The organism is Pedobacter westerhofensis (genome assembly GCF_900182595.1).
In the GTDB taxonomy this organism is placed as follows: domain Bacteria; phylum Bacteroidota; class Bacteroidia; order Sphingobacteriales; family Sphingobacteriaceae; genus Pedobacter; species Pedobacter westerhofensis.
In genome coordinates, this window is the sequence record NZ_FXTN01000012.1 from 138,301 (window position 1) to 156,615 (window position 18,315).

The window sequence follows — 18,315 nt, forward strand, 5'->3', positions numbered from 1 at the left end:
ATGCAGAAAATATTTCGGGCGAATAAACCCGAAGTATTTTCTATACCTTTTTCCTGAATTCTTCAATCAGCTCATCCACATGGTCCCATAAAAATCCTGATCCATCTTTGATCTTGTCAATTTTTTCATAAACAACTTCAAAAGGAACATTATATTCGGTCCATGTTCCGCCCTGGTTGGAGATATTCTGAAGAATAGGCTCCAGCCTGTCAATTGCTTTTGCAAATTTAGCATCGCTGGTTTCTCCATTTTCAAACTCCGTCCAGATCTCTAAAAAATCTTTGGCCTGTTCTTCGGGCAGGATGCCGAAAATACGGTGTGCAGCAATGAGTTCCTCATCGGTATTGGTGTGGTTCTTCGTGGTATCATAAAGAAAAGTGTCTCCGGCATCGATCTCCACAATATCATGTATCAATACCATTTTCAAAACTTTGAGCACATCAACAGGCGCATTGGAATATTCAGACAAGACCATTACCATCATCGCCAGGTGCCAGCTGTGTTCGGCATCATTTTCATGCCTTTCGCTGTTAAATAGTTTTGTTTTACGTTGTATATACTTGAGCTTATCTATTTCTTTAATAAACTCCATTTGCATCAGCAGCCTGCTCAATTTTTCCATTATATTCTAACTTTGTAGTATTGCAAAGAAAGCATTCTTTAATGATACCGTAAAGGACATTTGTCCGATGAGAAAATGATAAGAACCAATAAAGAACTATTCAATTATATTACCAGGCTGGTGAAGTCCGGATCTGACAGTTTATTTAGCGAGCACTCTTTTGCGCCGGCAGAGCAAATTCTGATAGAAGGCAAAAAAGTATTTTCTGTATATATCATGAAGAGCGGAATTGTAAAATGTTATCTCACTACTGATACGGGGAGTACATTTATACAGGAGTTTTTTGGAGAAGGAGAGATTTTTGGTGAGATAGAATTAATGGATGACAGTTCCGGTTATTGTACCATTGAAGCTATTGACGAGGTAAAAGTCTATAAAATTCAAAAAAACGATTTCCTTGATTTGCTGGAACAGGATAAGAAATTCAACCGCCTTTTTATTGAAGCGCTGATCTTAAAATTACGGTATAAGGCAACCCGGCATTCCTATAATCAATCACATACGATCGAAGACAAGCTAAGGCGATTGAAAGTGAAATTTCCGGATCTGGATCAAGTGCTTTCAAAGCAGGATACGGCAGACTATCTGGGCATTACTTTGAGGGCACTGAACAGAACGATCAAAGGACTGTCTGAAGGAAAAGGTTAAAATCTCAGCGGGTATATTGCGCTATGAAAGATTTCCTTGTCATAATATGTAGATAAGGATAATCACCAGACAACTGCCGGCGTTGTTTCAGCTGGTAAATAAAATGCCCGCCAAGATCAACAATGATTGGGTTCTGAGCCTGGTACCACACCCGGTGCGGATGTTTCCAGCAGAAGGAATAATAGCAGGAGGTAATGGGCAGCTTTCTTAACTCAGGATGGTGAAAGTTAAGTACTTTTGGCGTTCCCTGCAGAAAATCTGATTTTCTGATCATCGATAAATGGTCTGTGTGGCAAAAATCATAATCTGCAATTCTGGGATCATCCACATCAGGTAAATTTTTAAGTACCCGAAAGCCTTTGAATTTCTTACCGTTCAGAATCCAGATCAGCCTGGGATAAAATGCTTCCCTGCTCTTTAACTCTTCCAGGCAAAGCGGAGAATTCTGAAATTCCAGCGTAGTGCCGCATGGGGTGTGCACATCTGCACGGTGCAGCTCTCCCAGTATTGTATCAGAGAAGCTTACCTCTCTGAATTCTGGCGGAAAGGCAGCTTTCCAGCTTTTATGCCACTCTGTTTCTCCCGGATAATTTCTTAGAACTATCTTTTTTTCAGGAGCGGATTGCGCAGGGGAGGATGTATTGTCTATGAACAGGGATAGAATTGGCTCCATAAGATCAGCCGCCAAAATTCAGCAGCATGCAAATCTATACTAATAATTTTAGTGAACCAAGATCTTGAAAAACTTTTCAGTTTATTTTCAAATTTGAAATAAATACATTTATGTAACAAACCATGTAAACCGTCAGGGTATGAACAATAGTAAAACAACAGAATTATCTGCGAAACAGCGTGAAGAACTGCTGAGTATATTAAAAGCACGTTTTGAAAAAAATCAGCACCGTCATGAAGGCTATGAATGGGACAAAGTTGAGGCAAAGCTTGAAGCAAATCCCTCAAAACTGTGGTCACTGAATGAAATGGAACAAACAGGTGGTGAGCCTGATGTTGTTGACTATGATCAGAAAACGGGTGACTTTATTTTCTGTGACTGTTCAGCAAAAAGCCCTGCCGGACGCAGAAGCGTTTGTTATGACAGAGAAGGACTGGAATCCAGGAAAGAGCACCGGCCTGAAAATAACGCTATGGACATGGCAACCGCGATGGGGATTGAAGTTTTGTCTGAGGAGCAATACCGTAACCTGCAGAAAATGGGGAAATTTGACACCAAAACTTCAAGCTGGATAAAAGCACCGGCAGATATCAGGAAATTGGGGGGCGGGCTGTTTGCAGAATTTCGTTATGGACAGGTCTTCGTTTATCATAATGGCGCACAATCGTATTATGCTGCAAGAGGGTTCAGGGCGGTGCTGGCAGTTTAAATTGCAATATCAGGCATGATGATAGGTTTGCAACTTTAGGAGTGTGATATAAGTATGCGTTTTGGCTTCATACTTATATCACATTCAGATGTTGGTTATTTAGCTCAGTGTCCACTCAGGCCTTTCGAAATGGCAGGTATAGCCGTATGGATTTTTTTGCAGATAATCCTGATGTTCCTGTTCGGCATTCCAGAAATCTGATACAGGAACCACTTCAGTAACGATTTTACCCGGCCACTTACCTGATGCTTCCATATCAGCAATCAGTGTTTCTGCAGTTTCCTTCTGCGTTTCGTCAGCAAAGAAAATGGCAGAACGGTAGGACGTGCCTATATCGTTGCCTTGTCTGTTTCTTGTAGTTGGGTCGTGGATCTGGAAGAAATATTCCAGCAATCCACGGTATGATAAAATTGCGGGATCAAATGTGATTTCAATGCCTTCAGCATGCGTTCCATGGTTACGGTAGGTTGCATTGGGCACATCACCACCAGTATATCCAACAACAGTTGAAAGTACGCCCGGATAATGACGGAACAAATCTTCTACACCCCAAAAACAACCGCCGGCAAGAATGGCTTTTTCAGTACTCATATTTTTCATTTTAGTTTCAGTAAAGGTACGGCGCTAAAATGTAAATGAAAACATTTAAAATCATCCGATTCTAATAAAAAAGGCATTTCTAAGATTATTGAGCCCTGCATCAAACCTGGAACAGCCTGATGCAGGGCAATATTTTAAACCTCTTTTTGAACTTTGGGTTCTTCGGTACCTTCCTGTCCGTCTTTAAATTCTTTCATTCCTTTTCCAAGGCCTCTCATCAGTTCAGGTATTTTCTTTCCCCCAAATAAAAAGAGGACAGCTACTGCTACGATAATCAGTTCGGGGCCGCCAAGCAGGGCAGCGATTGTTGTATTTAACATATGTTTTTCAGGTTTATAGTTAATTCAAAGTTCACTTACGCATAAAAGATCATATTGGTTCTCAGAATTAAGCAGGTTGCATTGCATGCCCGGATTTTGTGATAGCTTTGCGATGAAAAAGCACAGCATAAAAACCATGCAATATATATACGAAGATCACTACAAAGGCAAGCCAAGAAAATTACTCGTACTGCTGCTAAATGAAGGGCAGGAATACCGTGTATTCTGGGATGCCGATTTTCTGGGTTCGATCAAACCTGTGCGTGATGAAGATGGCTTGCTGATCTGGCGAACCGAGTATAATATCCTGAAACCTATTGCCGGAAAAATTGGAGCATATATTTCAGGATCTCAAACTATACCTAAGCAAAAATAGGGCTTGGTTTTTGCTGGTTCGGTTGTATGACGCCATATGAAAATCAGGCCTATATGCAGCTACAGTTTTGGCAGCTAAAAATGCTGAAAAAGCCATCTTTTACAGATACGGTATCTAAAACTGTGCAGGATAAATTCAATAGTGTTATACCTGAAAAGGTTCATGAAGTGATTACCTCGACGATTGAGAATATGATCAAAGCAGTATTATTTGGTGCAAAATATTCCACTTCCAGTTCTCCTGAACCTACTGCTTCCTTACAATTCCGGGAATCCCGGATAAAAAAACAGATAAGTTTTTATCAGAAAACAGCAAGCCTTGAAGGTGCAATAACCGGTGCGGGAGGTATATTGCTTGGACTGGCAGATTTTCCGCTGCTGCTTACGCTAAAGCTCAAATTGCTGTTTGACATTGCCGCCACTTATGGTTATGACGTTCAAGATTACAGGGAAAGGCTTTATCTTTTGTATTTGTTCCAGCTGGCATTTTCAAGTCAGCATCACAGAAATGACGTGTACCAGCTTGTCTCGGGTTGGCAGGGGTATAGCCAGTCGCTGCCCGAAAATGTTGAAGAGTTTGACTGGCGGAAGTTCCAGCAGGAATACCGTGATTATATAGATCTTTCCAAGATGGCGCAGCTTCTTCCCTTCATCGGAGCTGCTGTAGGGGCAATTGCCAACTATAAGCTGATTGCACAGTTAGGTGACACTGCTATGAATGGCTACCGGATGCGCAAACTGAGCCAGCTGCAGATTTTAAACACAAAAAGCGCTAAATGGCGCCTTTTGTAATCAGGTAAGATTTACATTAACCGATAGGGGCACCTGCCGGCATGGTTTCTACCGGGGCGGGCTGAAATTTATCGGGGTTTTGTTCAAACTGTGCGATCTGCTGTAAACCAAAAAGATAGTCGCCCTTAAGAGATAGATCAGTTGCGCCTGCTTCTGCTGTGCCCATCCATTTTTTCAGCGCATTTACTTCTGCCAATGCCTGTGCCCGTACATAGTCGGGCGCCTGCGCATCTGCTGCGAGCGTCAGCAATTTCTTGAGCATGGTCATTTTCACCATTTTCTGTAATTCACCCTTATATCCTGTGGCAGGTGTTGCTTTCCAGGTCTGAGCTGTAAGTTTATCGATCACCGCAAGCAATCCCGGCTGAGCGGCATCTCTTGCGTGATATTCTACCAGGCGCGCCGCACGTTCGGCATCAAGCAGATAGGAGAGTGTTACGCCCGCGATAGATTCCGCAGCGCCAATCGGATCAAAGGTGACCCCTGTATATCCCTGAAAGTTTTCTTTCGTGCGCGAATATCCTTCAGGATAAGGTGCCAGCTGGCGGATGAGCTTTTCAGGCAGGGCCAGGGCATCCGGAGCAATCGTGCTCATCAGCGCATCAAAAGCTTTCCACTGCGCTGCAGGTGCAATCAGTTGCGTAGGCGTTTGTCCGTCGCCGCGCAGGGCATACCTGAAATCGAGCCCGCCTAATATATGGGCGGTGGCATCGATCTGGTAGCGGTGCAGCAAATAAACGGGGACCAGCACTTCTTCCATGGTAGCCATCGGTGTACCTGCAGGAATTGCTTTCTCAGAAAAATCTGCCAGTACTTTTTTGCGCACTGCCATTAACCGGGTCAGCTCTGCCGTAGGGTCGGCACCGTTGTCCCATTGTGCAGTCTGCGGATGTACGGTGAGGTCAAACATGAAAACCTGGTTTTGCTTGAGGGATTCCTGCATGATTTTCTCCAAACCGGCCTTTTCATCAGTGCCTTCAGGGAACTGAGCATATGCCCACATGACCGCACGTTTGTCCCAGCTGCCGATATTTTTTGCATAGGCATCAGAAATATCAACTTTTCCATCTGCCTTGAGGGTTACTTTTGGAAAGGGGTAATCAGTAACAGATGCCCTGTTGTTCACGCTGGCAAGGTGGTTATGGTAAAACCCAAGTGTATGTGCAATTTCATGGGCCGACAGCTGTCTGATCCTGGCCAATGCCATATCTACGGCCAGCTGAGGGGCATTTTTGTCATCGCCATAGATCTGTGTAAGTCCCTGAAAGATCAGGAAATCCTGACGGTCGCGCATCGATCCCAGTGAAACTTCACCTTTAATGATCTCGCCGGTGCGGGGGTCAAAGATCCCTACACCATTTGAATACCCTCGCGTGGGGCGGTGTACCCAGTTGACAACGCTGTACCGGATGTCCATTGGGTCGGCACCTTCAGGCATTTCCTTCACCTGGAACGCATTTTTAAAACCCGCTGCTTCAAAGGCCTGGTTCCACCAGGAGCCCCCTTCTATTAAAGCTTTTTTGATATCGTCAGGTGCTCCCCGGTCAACATAATACACGATGGGCTTTACCACTTCACTTATCGCTTCATTTGGGTTCTTTTTCTCCAGGCGCCATCTTCTCACAAACTTTTTCACCAGGGGCTGGTCAAGCGGCGTAGCAAAATCAAAGTAGTCCATGGAGTTGAAACCAGACCGGGGGTCATACACCCTTGGTTTATAATTATTGTCTGGCAGTTCAATAAAGGACTGGTGTGTTCTGATCGTTACTGATGAAGGGTCTGGCGCCGTTTGTGGCGTTCCTGGTCCGCCGCTAAAATAACTTCTTTCCGCTGCGCCATTACCGCTAAAAGTGAGCATAGCTTCGAATTCGGTGTTTTTAGGGAAGTTTTTTGTATTGGCCATATACAGAGAGGATCTTGATTCATCTATCCGGTATGCGCTTCCCGCTGCTGCCGCAGTTCTCGGGGCACCGGGAAAGAAAGCCGAAGTGTTCTTTCCAATCCTGTCTGCAACCTTATGGCTGTCCCGCATCAGAAAGGGCGTGATATCTATCAATACTTTGCTGCCTTCAATGGCCAGAGGCGTAAAGCCCCAGATAATGGATTGTGGAAAGGATTCTTCAACAAGTTTGGTTTCGTATGGATTTTTGCTGATTGCACGGTAGTCATAATTGGGCAGCGTGAGCATGATCTTATTTTCAACGCGGATGAATTTGGCAATCCGGTAGCCACCGATATTACCTCTGTCGCCAGCACCTCCGCCACCTGCAGGCAGCGTATTTACATATAGGAACTCCTGGTCCAGCTTGTCAACCTCAAGGAGGATACGAGAGGATTTTTCATCATAATAAAAATTAAAGTATCCTTCGTACTTTTTTAGTCCCTGTGTTGCCGAGGAGAGAGATGAAGACGGGGAATTGCCCTGGCTTTTTACCTGTGCGATGGAAAATTTGCCAATAATAAGCAATCCCATCAAAAATGTGAGCGATAATTTCATTGTAAGCGTTACTGGTTAGGTTATGTGTTGATTAGGTCCGTAATCTTGCAGATAATCGTAAATATAGAGAGGAATTGTTTTAATGAAGCAATAGAAAAGGCCTTACTTTGTAACTTTAATGAATAAATAGTGAAATAAAAAGTGTTTATTCCACTTTATTGCTTCTTGTGAATATATTTCTGGAATATTTTCTTCTTTTTATCCGAAAAGCAATACTCCAATGTAATTCTTAAGTTGATGCTGTTTAGAAAAACCTAATGTTCAACCAGTTTTTGTCGGAATGGTATTAAGTTGCCTGCAGATATGAATTCATCCACATGTTTCATATTTTAAAATTTGTTTTATTTATTGAAATTAAGCTTTAAATTTGTATGGTAATTATTAAGAAAGGGACATTAAGTGATTTTGCCTCCCGTTATCGGGCTCCGCAAAATCTTTGAATAACTGGTATAAAGAAGTCAGCGCAGCTGACTGGAGCAAAATGTCGGATATACGAAAGCATTTTAACACGGTTGATTATGTAGGGAATGACAGGTATGTCTTTAATATTAAAGGAAATATATACAGGCTGGTTACGATGATATTTTTTGACGAACGCACCTTGTTTATTCGTTTTATAGGAACGCACAAGCAATATGATCAAATTAATTGTTCAACTATTTAATTTCAAAAAAAGATGATTAATAAAATTAGAAATGAAGCCCAATACAATCAGATCATGGTCCTGATTGAAGCTTTTATCAAAAAAGCAACAGAAGGCGGGGGTTTTAGCTCTCTTTCAGAATCAGACGCTAATGAACTGCAGCAGCTGAGCGTACTCGCAGAGCAGTACGAAGATGACGTTCTTAAATTAATGCCCTTACCATTGTCTATCAATTCGCTGGTGTTGCATAAGATCAGTGAACTAAACGTCACCCAGGCAAAGATGGCAGAAATGCTGGGTTTAGGGACCTCAAAGCTTTCTCAGATACTGAGTGGCAAGAGAGAGCCTGATCTACCATTTTTAAAAGCAGTTCATGGCAAGTTGGGAATCAGCGGCGATTTTCTGCTGGAAAATGCCTGATGCCGCCGCTGTGAATTTTACCTGCTGCTATAAAAAGTCTTCCCGGTGCGGGCTAAATACATCCACTAAAATTCCCGCTTCTTTGCAAATTACACCATGTTCTGCATTTGGTGGTACATAGAAACCATCGCCCTGCTGCAGCGTCTTTTGTTCACCGGCAATACTGGCTTCAAAAACCCCGCTTTCAACATAACTGATCTGAGTATGGTGGTGCTGGTGGAGTACACCGATGGCGCCTTGCTCAAATTTAACTTTCACCATCATGATCCGGTCGTCATAGCCGAATACCTGACGCTGAATACCATTGCCCAGATCCTGCCAGGCTGTTTCTGCTGCAATCTGGAATATATTTCCCTGTATCATCATCTGTAAATTAGTTTGCTGGCCTGATCATGTGCACATGATCAATACCATCTTCATCATAAAAATCTTCCTCGCTTACAAAACCGAACGACTCATAAAAAGCTTTCAGATATAACTGAGCACCTATTTTGATCGGGTTATTGCCATTAAGGCGAATGCAGTTTTCGATTGCCAGTTGTACCAGCTGTTTGCCAAAACCTTTGCCTCTTGCAGCCTGGCTGCTAACAATCCTTCCAATGGAAGCCTGTACAAAGGTAAGGCCTGCAGGAGCAATCCTGGCGTAGGCCATCAGTTCCTTGTTTTGGTATAACATTAGATGCTGGCATTCCTGATCCTTATTATCCATATCCAGGAAGATACAGTTTTGTTCTACCACGAATATTTCACTTCTCAATCTGAGTATGGCATAAAGCTCCTTTGGTGTGAGCGCTTCAAAAGGCTTACATAATTCCGTAAATTCCATGTTTATAAATTAACTGCTATTTTTTAGAAATGTGAACCTTTCCCATAAAGGCAGCATTTCTTTGATATCCATTAAATTTTAAAGATAGCTTAAAAATAATACGGACAGAAATATGGCGCTTCGTCAATCCGTTAAGGGGCCTGTATATTACGCATAAGTGTAATATACATCGCAGTCATCTCATCAGTGTTAAACTGTATATCTCTGACAATAATATTATGTGTTTTTCGTATAATAAGTGTTCAGTTATATTAAACCAATTTAAAAAATGAAAAAATCTAAGTATATTTTAGCTCTAATAATGATTTGTTGTTTAGGTACTTACGCGCAATCCGTCCCCGTGAAAAAAGCAGAAACCAAAGATATGACCCTTGAAATGCATCGTAAAAAGATCGATTCTTTAGATCAGACACTGATAAAAGTTCTGGGAGAAAGAGAGAGAATTGTTAAAGAAATCGGAATTTATAAAGCCAAAAACAATATCCCTGCCTTGCAGGCATCGCGTTTTCAGCAAGTCCTAGACAGGGCAATTGCCGCCGGAAAAAAAGAAGGGTTATCTGAAGAATTTGTGACAGAATTTTTAAATGCGCTGCATAAAGAAAGTTTACGCATTGAAGAAGCCTTAATACAAAAATAACAGCGGGCAAGATCTTATACGCAAATTGTTATCTGTTACAGCCGGAAAAATCCGGCTTTTTTTTTGTTTTTTTATTAACTAAATAATTTAGTATTTTTGTATGAGAAAGATCTTATAACAGCAGCACAATGTCATATCCAGCTATAACAATTGCAAACGAACTGATCAAACTTTCATTATCAGAAGAAATTCCTGTTACGCCCATGAAACTTCAAAAAATGTTGTATCTGGCCAATGGGATTGCATATAAGCGCAAAGGCCAGAAACTGATAGATGAGCGTTTTGAAGCCTGGGATTACGGCCCGGTCATCGAAAGCGTATATCACGAGTTTAAAGAATACCGCGGAGATACGATCCCGCAGCCCAAAAATGTCCCTGTATTTGTTGGCGGCAAAACGCTGGTCAATTCCTCAGCAATCAATGTAAATGATGAAGACCTTTCCATCATCAGGGAAGCCTGGGACAATGCCAAAAATCTGGATGGCCTTACGCTTTCCAAATGGTCACATAATCAGAATTCGCCCTGGGACAAAGCTTTTCATGCGCAGCCAAAATCTGTCTACATCTCTGATGATGATATAAAAAGTTATTTTGAAAATTTTATAAAAGACTGATGAGTATTGAGGATACGATTGTAGGTGATACCAATAATTCGTCACGGGAGGTAGCAGACAGGGCGGTGGACGAGATGAGAGCTGAGAACATCCGGTCTCAGCGTCTTCAGAATGACATCATTGAACAGGATAAAAACGAAAGAAAAGACTATGCCAATGTACTTTTTACCGTTACGATCATCTGGCTTTTCCTTGTGCTGGGAATCTTTATTTCAGTTGGCAAAGGCATACTGATTTACTCTGACAGCGTTATTATCACGTTGCTGACCACAACAACGGCAAATGTTCTGGGCCTGGTGGTGATCGTGGCCAACTATCTTTTCAAAAAATAGCATCATCCAGAGAAATAAATGGCTAAATCATGGCCAGCAGAATCATTATTTTTTTTAGAAAATCACGCAAGCTTGTAAATGAGGTGATGAGCTGATTTTGTACCGTTTTTTGTGAAATCCCCAGCATAGTGCCAATCTCCCGGGTGCTAAAATCTTCCATATATTTGAGTCGGAATATCTCCGCGCGTTTTTGCGGCTGCATAGATAACCATACGGCGATGCAGCCTTTGATATCTTTAATATTGAGCAGTGCATCCGCATCCAGGTCCGATAAGGCCATGTGTTCAAGCGGTTCTACAAAACTGGGAACATTCCTGGTTCTCCTGTAATCCTTGTACACGGTATACCGCATCGATACAACCAGGTATTTTCCGAGATGTTCAATATTTTTACGCTCCCGGCTAATCCAAAGATCAATAAAGACATCCTGTACCAGTTCCTCCACGCGTGCTGCGTCCTTTACCCGCTTAAAAGTCTCATTATAAAGTCTTTTCCAGTAGCGTTCATAAATTTCACTGTAAGCGGCTCTGTTGCCGCCTTTCATTGAAATGATCAATTCAGTATCGCTTGCTCCTGAGAATGAGGTCATTTTGACTGCATATTTGGTTTAGGTGAGCACTAGTTATTACAATTATAAAAAAAATAATTATCAAATATTAGGCATGTTCTGATTGGAATTTCAATGCTTTTGTTGCTAAAAGCATTTATTGATTTGTATTGACATTATTTATTTTACAAAAAAAATAAAACCCATTCCGGGAGGTGGTCAGAATGGGTTTGCAGTTTTGATATTTATTCTATTTTATTGATGAAAGGCTTTTAATCCACTTTTTAAAAATGTGATATAATTTGCAGCTTCATCATCTGCGCCCTGCGGTGCTGCGAGCAACCGGGCAGTCAGGGGATGCAGCAGTACATAAAATGGCTGTGAATTGGCCTGGAATTTAGATGCCTGAAGGTCGCTCCATTTTTTTCCAATGGTGTTCAATACTTTTCCTTGCGGTGTGGTAACGATATCTTCCTGTGCCAGTTCAGTTTTGTCGTCCACATACAGTTGTATCAGTACAAAATCATTGCTGAGCATTTGATACACTTCCTTATCCGGCCAGACATTGGCTTCCATTTGCCTGCAGTTTACGCAGGCATGGCCCGTAAAATCAATCAGCACAGGTTTGTTTACCTTTTTGGCGTAGGCCATGCCTTCATCATAATCAAAGAAAGCATCCAGCTTTAGCGGGGCATGAAAGATATCAGCATATTTGTGCGGGCCTGAATTCGTGCTGGCAGGGTTTAAGCCTGTATTTCCTGCGCCGGGGATCAGGGTTGGAGTGTAAAGGTCAAAATCCTGGGTGTCCTGTGGGGGCAGAAATGCTGAAATTGATTTGAGCGGTGCCCCCCATAAGCCGGGAATCATATATACTGTAAACGCAAGCACAATGATTGCCAATAATAATCTGGGTACAGAAATAAATGGAAGGGTACTATCGTGTGAAAACCTAAGTTTGCCTAGCAGGTAAAAGCCCATCATAGCGAAGATCACAATCCAAAGCACTAAAAAGAGTTCCCGGTCAAACCATTCCCAGTGATAGGCCAGATCTACATTGCTCAGAAATTTCAGCGCAAAGGCAAGTTCAAGAAAACCAAGGACTACCTTTACACTATTGAGCCAGCCACCCGATTTTGGTAATGCATTTAAAGTAGAAGGGAATAAGGCAAATAACACAAAAGGTATGGCCAGTGCAAGAGAGAAACCAAACATGCCTGTGGCCGGTCCCAGCAATGCGCCGCTGGTAGCTGCCTGTACCAGCAAGGTCCCAATGATGGGGCCTGTGCAGGAAAAGGAAACCAGTGCCAGTGTTCCCGCCATAAAGAATAATCCTGCGATGCCACCTTTATCTGAGTTGGCATCCATTTTATTTACCCAGGAAGAAGGGAGCGTGATTTCAAAAGCACCCAGAAATGATGTTGCAAACGCAACCAGCATCAGGAAGAAAAAGAAATTGAATATGCCGTTTGTAGACAGGCTGTTTAGTGCATCGGCCCCAAATAATATGGTCACAAGCAGCCCCAGCACCACGTAAATCAGAATGATGAATACACCATACAAGGCGGCCCTGCCAAACGCTTGTCCTTTCTCGCTTCCCTTGGTGAAAAAGCTTACGGTTAGGGGAAGCATGGGAAAAATACAGGGCATCAGTATAGCGGCAAGTCCACCAACAAATCCAGTTATAAAGATACCCCATAATGATTGCTGAGCTGGTTTTTCCATGTTCAGTTTTGTTCCGTTACCATCTCCGGTTTTTGAAGCAGTAGCATGCACTGCTTTTTTCGCTTGTACCGCAGCGGGCAAATTTACTGCAGCGGGCGACTTTGCTGCTGCCGCAGCGCTCCCGGCAGCTTCCTGTGAGGGGTCGGTAATCTCAGTAAAAGTAATGCCGGCGGTATCGGCAGCCTGCGCAAAGGAATGCTGCTGTGGCAATACTATCAGTAAAAATCCAAGTATAAGGATATAGATGCTGGTTTTGAATGTTTTCATGTCGGTTGCGGAATGCTTATTTTAGCCTGCAAATAGGGTGATAATCGAGGAATTCTGTATCCGGACTGATATAACCTTCCTTAACAGGTTCTTCCTTCATCAGATCCGTACTTAAATATTTCTTGTTGCTGTCTGAGAAAATCGTAACCACACAACTGTCCATTCCCATTTCCTGCTGCAATCTGATCGCACCGATGACATTGGCACCAGAAGAAATACCTACCGCCAGGCCAAGCTGTGCGGCTAATTTCTGTGCCATCAGGATAGAATCGCCATCATTTGCCTGCAGCACCTGATCCAGTTCGTTCAGTTTGACGATCTCCGGAATAAATTCATCAGATATGCCCTGAATCCTGTGACTGCCAACTTTATACCCGGTAGTGAGGGTTGGGGATTCTGCAGGTTCCAGGGGATGAACCCGGATATCCGGATTTTTTGAGCGTAAATATCTGCCAACACCCATGATTGTTCCTCCTGTTCCCACACCTGCCACAAAGGCTTCAGGACTGAGGTTATTGAGCCTCAACTGTTCCCATATTTCAAAGCCCGTTGTCTGCTGGTGCGCGAGGGGATTGTCTACGTTCTCAAACTGCTGCGGAAGAAAGATATTACTGTGCTCAGCGGCCATCTTTTCTGCGAGCCTGATGCTGCCAAGAAAGCCGCCTTCCTCTTTGCTGATCAGGACAACTTCGGCGCCAAGGCTCCTGATGATATCTATCCGTTCTTTACTGAGCCAGTTGGGCATGATGATTTTTACTGGATGGCCCATTGCTTTACCTATTGCAGCAAATGCAATCCCGGTATTGCCGCTGGTGGCTTCTATGATTTCATCCCCCGGTTTGATCTTGTTGTTTTTGTAAGCATTGTACAGCGTAAAAAGTGCAATGCGGTCTTTGATGCTTCCCGTGAGGTTATAGTGTTCGCACTTAACATAGATCCTGCCTCCCTTACCTTTGTACCTGTAGTGCAGCGCCAGCATCGGCGTATTTCCTACCAGATGCCACAGATGTTCAAATTTGCTGGCGAGAGCTTCGCTCAGTCCTGTTTCAGGCTGTATATTAATTGCAATCATTGCTGAGAATTATTTAACGTGAATACAAAATACAGCTTAAACCTGCTGTATAATTATTTGGTAAAACTCCATAATGCAAATTATAATAACAATACTTACCTTTAAAACCAGAAATTTTATGGTAAGTGGTGATTTTGATGTCATTAATTTCGGTTACATGGAACAATTGATAACGCTTATTAATCTTTTTACGTTTTGAAATTTATTTTACAGTCATGAGTACAGCATTGGACCCCACAGACAAAGAGATTTTACGCATTCTGCAAAAGGATGCCACTCTCACCAATAAAGAGCTGGCGTTTAAACTGAACAAATCTATAGCTACAGTTCATGAACGCATAAAAAAACTGAAGGAGCAGGGGTATATCAAGAGGATCGTGGCGATACTGGACCGCAAAAAGATAGATAAGGGCCTGATTGCATTTCCCCAGGTACTTCTAAAGGAACATACGGCAGAGGCACTGATAGAATTTGAGAAGGAAGTTGCAAAATTCAGTGAAGTAATGGAGTGTTTCCAGCTCACCGGCTCGTCTGACTTTATTCTAAGGATTGCTACCAGCGATATGGATACATACCACCTGTTTCTGCGAAATAAACTGGCCACACTGCCCAATATCAGCACTGTGCAAAGTTTCTTTGTGCTCTCAGAGACTAAAAGTGATACGGCTTATCCGATATAATTTAGCATTCTGTGAAAACCTGGCGTGATTGCCATTTGACCATGGCGGCAGATAGTTTCGGGGATTCCAAGCGCAACTGCCTGTTTACGCCAAAACCATTTTTAAGGTAGAAGCTGAGCGGCGACTGATAGGTTTCGCCATTTGTTTTTAAATACTGGTCATGGTCAACTACCCAGCCTGTAAGTGCCTTTTCGCCTGTCTTCAGCTGGTCCAGCATCATCGTGCCGACGCCCTGTTTTTGGATACTTCCATCAAGGATGATCGCGAACCAGGTTTCAGTATCCCTTGAAAACTTAAATGCCCAGCCCATTACTTTCGTGTTTTTCATACATAAAAAGTGTTGCGCACCCGGTAGGTTTGACAGATATGAGTCTAAATCCGTCAGGTCTTTATAGTTTAGCTGGTCGGGATATTCGTTATTCCAGAGCTTCAGAATCGCTTTTTTCTGTTTTTCTGTTAATACATCGGTATGAATAACTCTCATTGCCATAGTCAGTTACAATATCCGGCTATAGTTTTTTACACTATTCCGTAAACTAATCCGTTTAATTTATTAATTATGCAATATATCTATCATTTTATAGATATGAAGGATATTTTATACGTTTACAAAAACAAATTACGAATGAAGATTTTAAGACCCCATTTACTATTAGCCCTGATCGGGTTAATGACGATCTCGCTGCAGGCGTGTAAAACTAAAAAATTAGCTGCCAAACCTGTACCACCGGTAACCAAAGCGGTTGAAGAACCGGCGAAGGCACCAGAACCAGCACCGGTAGAAAAGAAAGAAGAGCCAGCTCCGGCACCTGAAAAATCTAATTATACTTTTGATAATATCCAGTTCGAATTTAATTCAGGAGTATTGAAAACAGCATCCTTTGCCGTGCTGGATCAGGTTGCAACTGAGATGAAAAAAGACGAGTCGGTTAAATTTGTATTAAACGGCCATTCATCTGCAGAAGGAACTCCTGAGCATAACATGTCATTGTCTGTAGACAGGGCCAATTCTGTAAAATCATACCTGGTTAATGCTGGTATTCCAGCTGCAAACATGACGATCAAGGGTTTTGGCGCAACACAGCCTATGACTTCCAACGATACCGAAGAAGGTAAAGTTTTAAACCGCCGTGTAGAAATCAGAAAAGTAAAATAATACACCTGCTATCAAACAACAGGTTCATTTAGCAAAGCCGGATATTCATGTGACAAATGGATATCCGGCTTTTTGTTTACATTTAGCCCGTTAAAAGCCCGGCTATGTTTAAAAAACTCCTCCTTTGCGCAGTCATCACTCTTGCAGGTATATCTTCCTACGCCCAGCCTGTGCGTGTTGCTGTAGCGGCAAATGCACAATTTGTACTCAAAAAACTGGCAGATGACTTTAAAAAACGAACAGGTATATCGGTGGAAGTAATTAGCGGTGCTTCCGGTAAACTGGCTGTGCAGATCAAAAATGGTGCTCCCTATGACATTTTTTTATCGGCAGACATGGATTTTGCAGAAAACCTGTATACTGAAGGATTTACCCTCAGCAAGCCCAGGATCTATGCACTTGGAAGCCTTATTGTTTGTTCTTCCACAGGTACAGATTTGAAAAACTGGACATCCTTGATCACAGCCAAATCTCCCGGTAAAATTGCGATTGGCAATCCTAAGGTGGCCCCTTATGGCAAGGCCGCCGAAGAAGCGCTCAACTATTATAAAGTCTATCAGCAGGCATCCGAAAGACTGGTATTTGCAGAAAGTATCAGCCAGGTAAATACCTATGTGCTGCAGGGAGTTGTTTCACTGGGCTTTACTACACAATCGCTGGTGTATGAACTGCCGGCTTCACAGCGCTTTCAATGGCAAAAAGTGAATCCTCTGGCCTATGCTCCGATTGAGCAGGGGGCAGTACTGCTGAAGTATTCAAAAAACAAGAATTATCTGAATAATAAAAAATTTTTTGATTACCTTTTCTCTGCTGGTGCTAAGGCTATTTTCAGGCAGTTTGGCTACACTATAGCGTAACATTAATGGAATGGACTCCGATATGGCTAAGCCTAAAGCTTGCGGCCATAACAACAATCATACTTTTAATCCTCAGTATCCCTCTGGCATACTGGCTGTCAAGGCGCAGTTCGCTGTTCAAGGTGTTTATAGAAGCTATTCTCACCATGCCGCTTGTGCTGCCGCCCTCGGTCCTGGGTTTTTACCTGCTGATCAGTTTTAGTCCCAATGGTTTTCCCGGCCACTGGCTGCAGGAACATTTCAACCTTAGCCTGGTGTTCTCCTTTCAGGGCCTAGTACTGGCCTCAGTGATCTATAGTCTTCCGTTTATGGTAAGCCCCCTGAAGTCGGCCCTCGCTCATTTACCGCTCTCACTCACAGAGGCATCCTATACCATGGGTAAATCAAAGCTTGAAACCTTTTTCAGGGTACAGCTGCCTAATATTCAATCATCGCTGTGGACTGCCATAGTGCTTACCTTTGCGCATACGCTTGGTGAATTTGGTGTGGTATTGATGATCGGAGGCAGGCTGGAAGGTTCAACCAAAGTAGCATCGATCGCAATTTATGATGCTGTAGACAACAACCAGTATCATGAGGCAAATCTGTATTCGATGGTCTTGTTTGCCATTACCTTTGTCATTGTGATCCTTGTCTTTATATTTAACCGAAATGCTGCAAGAGGGCCACTGGAATGATCGATATCGAGATATATAAAAAAATAAAGACCTACCAGGGCGTAAAAGAATTGGTAGTGAAGGATAAAATCCCGCAGGGATCTGTCACAAAAGTTTACGGGCCTTCGGGTGCAGGAAAAACCACATTCCTCAGGATGATTGCAGGCTTGGTTAGCCCAGAGAGAGGAAGAATAAAAGCGGGCGACCAGCTTTGGTTTGACGCTGCAGTAAAGCTCAACCTTTCCCCGCAGGAAAGGCGGGCAGGGTTTGTATTTCAGGATTATGCCCTGTTTCCAAACATGACAGCGATGGAGCATCTCAGGTATGCCACCGCTGACCAGCCCTTAATCGAAAGGCTGCTGCAGATCGGTAAAATGGAAGCCTTTGCCGGTCACAAACCACAGCAGCTGTCCGGCGGGCAGCAGCAGCGGCTGGCGATACTCCGTGCCCTGGCTTTGCGCCCAAAGCTGCTGCTGATGGATGAAGCATTTTCTGCGCTGGACGATGAACTGCGCGAAGAACTGATCACAGACCTGAAGGTAATATTAAAAGAATTTGAAGCCAGCACCATTATAGTAAGTCATCATGCACAGGAAACTCTCGGCTTTGCCGACCGCAGTTTAAAGATTGAATAACCAGATTTTAAACTC

The 18,315-nt window shown here is 43.0% G+C and carries 25 protein-coding genes; 14 read left to right on the top strand and 11 right to left on the bottom strand.

All coding sequences use genetic code 11. The annotated features are described in order from the left end of the window. Nucleotides 1–40 precede the first annotated feature (40 nt). The gene (locus FN831_RS21850; RefSeq protein WP_142530330.1) at nucleotides 41–622 is read right to left on the bottom strand and encodes an HD domain-containing protein; all 582 of its coding nucleotides are present in this window, start codon (nucleotides 620–622) and stop codon (nucleotides 41–43) included. A 75-nt stretch (nucleotides 623–697) separates the two neighbouring features. Here FN831_RS21850 and FN831_RS21855 point away from each other — a divergent pair, with 75 nt between their 5' ends. Then, nucleotides 698–1,270: a Crp/Fnr family transcriptional regulator gene (locus FN831_RS21855; RefSeq protein ID WP_142530331.1), complete on the top strand. Its 573-nt coding sequence runs from the start codon at nucleotides 698–700 to the stop codon at nucleotides 1,268–1,270. A gap of 4 nt (nucleotides 1,271–1,274) precedes the next feature. On the opposite strand, the gene FN831_RS21860 is transcribed toward FN831_RS21855, so the two are convergent. Continuing rightward, nucleotides 1,275–1,943 (bottom strand): competence protein, encoded by a 669-nt coding sequence (locus tag FN831_RS21860; RefSeq protein ID WP_142530332.1) that lies wholly within the window; start codon nucleotides 1,941–1,943, stop codon nucleotides 1,275–1,277. Between the two features lie 139 nt (nucleotides 1,944–2,082). Between FN831_RS21860 and FN831_RS21865 the strand changes: the two genes are divergently transcribed. After that, nucleotides 2,083–2,652 (top strand): DUF4256 domain-containing protein, encoded by a 570-nt coding sequence (locus FN831_RS21865; RefSeq protein ID WP_142530333.1) that lies wholly within the window; start codon nucleotides 2,083–2,085, stop codon nucleotides 2,650–2,652. A gap of 99 nt (nucleotides 2,653–2,751) precedes the next feature. On the opposite strand, the gene msrA is transcribed toward FN831_RS21865, so the two are convergent. After that, on the bottom strand, nucleotides 2,752–3,243 hold the full coding sequence (gene msrA, locus FN831_RS21870; protein WP_142530334.1) for a peptide-methionine (S)-S-oxide reductase MsrA: 492 nt from the start codon (nucleotides 3,241–3,243) through the stop codon (nucleotides 2,752–2,754). A gap of 143 nt (nucleotides 3,244–3,386) precedes the next feature. Next, nucleotides 3,387–3,572, bottom strand: a complete 186-nt coding sequence (locus FN831_RS21875) for a Sec-independent protein translocase subunit TatA/TatB (RefSeq protein WP_185960571.1) — start codon at nucleotides 3,570–3,572, stop codon at nucleotides 3,387–3,389. A 136-nt stretch (nucleotides 3,573–3,708) separates the two neighbouring features. Here FN831_RS21875 and FN831_RS21880 point away from each other — a divergent pair, with 136 nt between their 5' ends. After that, nucleotides 3,709–3,948, top strand: coding sequence for a hypothetical protein (locus tag FN831_RS21880; protein WP_142530335.1), 240 nt, complete (start codon nucleotides 3,709–3,711; stop codon nucleotides 3,946–3,948). 53 nt (nucleotides 3,949–4,001) lie between these two features. Next, nucleotides 4,002–4,739 carry an EcsC family protein gene (locus FN831_RS21885; RefSeq protein ID WP_246101680.1) on the top strand — a complete coding sequence of 246 codons (738 nt, stop codon included), beginning with the start codon at nucleotides 4,002–4,004 and terminating at the stop codon, nucleotides 4,737–4,739. A 16-nt stretch (nucleotides 4,740–4,755) separates the two neighbouring features. On the opposite strand, the gene FN831_RS21890 is transcribed toward FN831_RS21885, so the two are convergent. Further along, nucleotides 4,756–7,236, bottom strand: a complete 2,481-nt coding sequence (locus FN831_RS21890) for a zinc-dependent metalloprotease (RefSeq protein ID WP_142530337.1) — start codon at nucleotides 7,234–7,236, stop codon at nucleotides 4,756–4,758. 481 nt (nucleotides 7,237–7,717) lie between these two features. Between FN831_RS21890 and FN831_RS28185 the strand changes: the two genes are divergently transcribed. Both FN831_RS28185 and FN831_RS21900 read left to right on the top strand, forming a co-directional pair. Next, on the top strand, nucleotides 7,718–7,900 hold the full coding sequence (locus FN831_RS28185; RefSeq protein WP_246101688.1) for a type II toxin-antitoxin system HigB family toxin: 183 nt from the start codon (nucleotides 7,718–7,720) through the stop codon (nucleotides 7,898–7,900). A gap of 12 nt (nucleotides 7,901–7,912) precedes the next feature. Continuing rightward, complete coding sequence (locus FN831_RS21900) at nucleotides 7,913–8,299, top strand: helix-turn-helix domain-containing protein (RefSeq protein ID WP_142530338.1); 387 nt, start codon at nucleotides 7,913–7,915, stop codon at nucleotides 8,297–8,299. Between the two features lie 27 nt (nucleotides 8,300–8,326). Here the strand turns inward: FN831_RS21900 and FN831_RS21905 are convergent, their stop codons facing one another. Beyond that, the gene (locus FN831_RS21905) at nucleotides 8,327–8,662 is read right to left on the bottom strand and encodes a cupin domain-containing protein (protein ID WP_142530432.1); all 336 of its coding nucleotides are present in this window, start codon (nucleotides 8,660–8,662) and stop codon (nucleotides 8,327–8,329) included. Between the two features lie 10 nt (nucleotides 8,663–8,672). Further along, on the bottom strand, nucleotides 8,673–9,125 hold the full coding sequence (locus FN831_RS21910) for a GNAT family N-acetyltransferase (protein ID WP_142530339.1): 453 nt from the start codon (nucleotides 9,123–9,125) through the stop codon (nucleotides 8,673–8,675). Nucleotides 9,126–9,393: 268 nt separating this feature from the next. Here FN831_RS21910 and FN831_RS21915 point away from each other — a divergent pair, with 268 nt between their 5' ends. The 3 genes from FN831_RS21915 (at nucleotide 9,394) to FN831_RS21925 (ending at nucleotide 10,708) form a co-directional block, all read left to right on the top strand. Further along, nucleotides 9,394–9,762, top strand: coding sequence for a chorismate mutase (locus FN831_RS21915; protein ID WP_142530340.1), 369 nt, complete (start codon nucleotides 9,394–9,396; stop codon nucleotides 9,760–9,762). Between the two features lie 128 nt (nucleotides 9,763–9,890). After that, nucleotides 9,891–10,376: a Panacea domain-containing protein gene (locus FN831_RS21920; protein WP_142530341.1), complete on the top strand. Its 486-nt coding sequence runs from the start codon at nucleotides 9,891–9,893 to the stop codon at nucleotides 10,374–10,376. After that, complete coding sequence (locus FN831_RS21925) at nucleotides 10,376–10,708, top strand: hypothetical protein (protein WP_142530342.1); 333 nt, start codon at nucleotides 10,376–10,378, stop codon at nucleotides 10,706–10,708. The genes FN831_RS21920 and FN831_RS21925 overlap by 1 nt, the downstream gene beginning before the upstream one ends. Nucleotides 10,709–10,730: 22 nt before the next feature. Here the strand turns inward: FN831_RS21925 and FN831_RS21930 are convergent, their stop codons facing one another. The 3 genes from FN831_RS21930 to FN831_RS21940 form a co-directional block, all read right to left on the bottom strand. Then, a complete protein-coding gene (locus FN831_RS21930) occupies nucleotides 10,731–11,297 on the bottom strand; it encodes an RNA polymerase sigma factor (RefSeq protein ID WP_142530343.1) in 567 nt (188 codons plus the stop codon). A gap of 213 nt (nucleotides 11,298–11,510) precedes the next feature. Next, complete coding sequence (locus FN831_RS21935; protein ID WP_142530344.1) at nucleotides 11,511–13,244, bottom strand: protein-disulfide reductase DsbD family protein; 1,734 nt, start codon at nucleotides 13,242–13,244, stop codon at nucleotides 11,511–11,513. Nucleotides 13,245–13,260: 16 nt separating this feature from the next. Further along, a complete protein-coding gene (locus FN831_RS21940; protein WP_142530345.1) occupies nucleotides 13,261–14,316 on the bottom strand; it encodes a PLP-dependent cysteine synthase family protein in 1,056 nt (351 codons plus the stop codon). 215 nt (nucleotides 14,317–14,531) lie between these two features. On the opposite strand from FN831_RS21940, the gene FN831_RS21945 reads away from it, so the two are divergent. Next, nucleotides 14,532–14,996 carry an Lrp/AsnC family transcriptional regulator gene (locus FN831_RS21945; RefSeq protein ID WP_142530346.1) on the top strand — a complete coding sequence of 155 codons (465 nt, stop codon included), beginning with the start codon at nucleotides 14,532–14,534 and terminating at the stop codon, nucleotides 14,994–14,996. Nucleotide 14,997: 1 nt separating this feature from the next. Here FN831_RS21945 and FN831_RS21950 read toward each other — a convergent pair whose 3' ends face one another. After that, nucleotides 14,998–15,480 carry a GNAT family N-acetyltransferase gene (locus FN831_RS21950; protein WP_142530347.1) on the bottom strand — a complete coding sequence of 161 codons (483 nt, stop codon included), beginning with the start codon at nucleotides 15,478–15,480 and terminating at the stop codon, nucleotides 14,998–15,000. Nucleotides 15,481–15,621: 141 nt separating this feature from the next. On the opposite strand from FN831_RS21950, the gene FN831_RS21955 reads away from it, so the two are divergent. The 4 genes from FN831_RS21955 (at nucleotide 15,622) to FN831_RS21970 (ending at nucleotide 18,300) form a co-directional block, all read left to right on the top strand. Continuing rightward, nucleotides 15,622–16,152, top strand: a complete 531-nt coding sequence (locus FN831_RS21955; protein ID WP_142530348.1) for an OmpA family protein — start codon at nucleotides 15,622–15,624, stop codon at nucleotides 16,150–16,152. Between the two features lie 104 nt (nucleotides 16,153–16,256). After that, nucleotides 16,257–17,009, top strand: a complete 753-nt coding sequence (modA, locus tag FN831_RS21960) for a molybdate ABC transporter substrate-binding protein (protein ID WP_142530349.1) — start codon at nucleotides 16,257–16,259, stop codon at nucleotides 17,007–17,009. A 5-nt stretch (nucleotides 17,010–17,014) separates the two neighbouring features. After that, nucleotides 17,015–17,686, top strand: coding sequence for a molybdate ABC transporter permease subunit (gene modB / locus FN831_RS21965; RefSeq protein ID WP_142530350.1), 672 nt, complete (start codon nucleotides 17,015–17,017; stop codon nucleotides 17,684–17,686). Next, a complete protein-coding gene (locus FN831_RS21970; RefSeq protein WP_142530351.1) occupies nucleotides 17,683–18,300 on the top strand; it encodes an ABC transporter ATP-binding protein in 618 nt (205 codons plus the stop codon). Before modB ends, FN831_RS21970 begins: the two co-directional genes overlap by 4 nt. Nucleotides 18,301–18,315 lie beyond the last annotated feature (15 nt).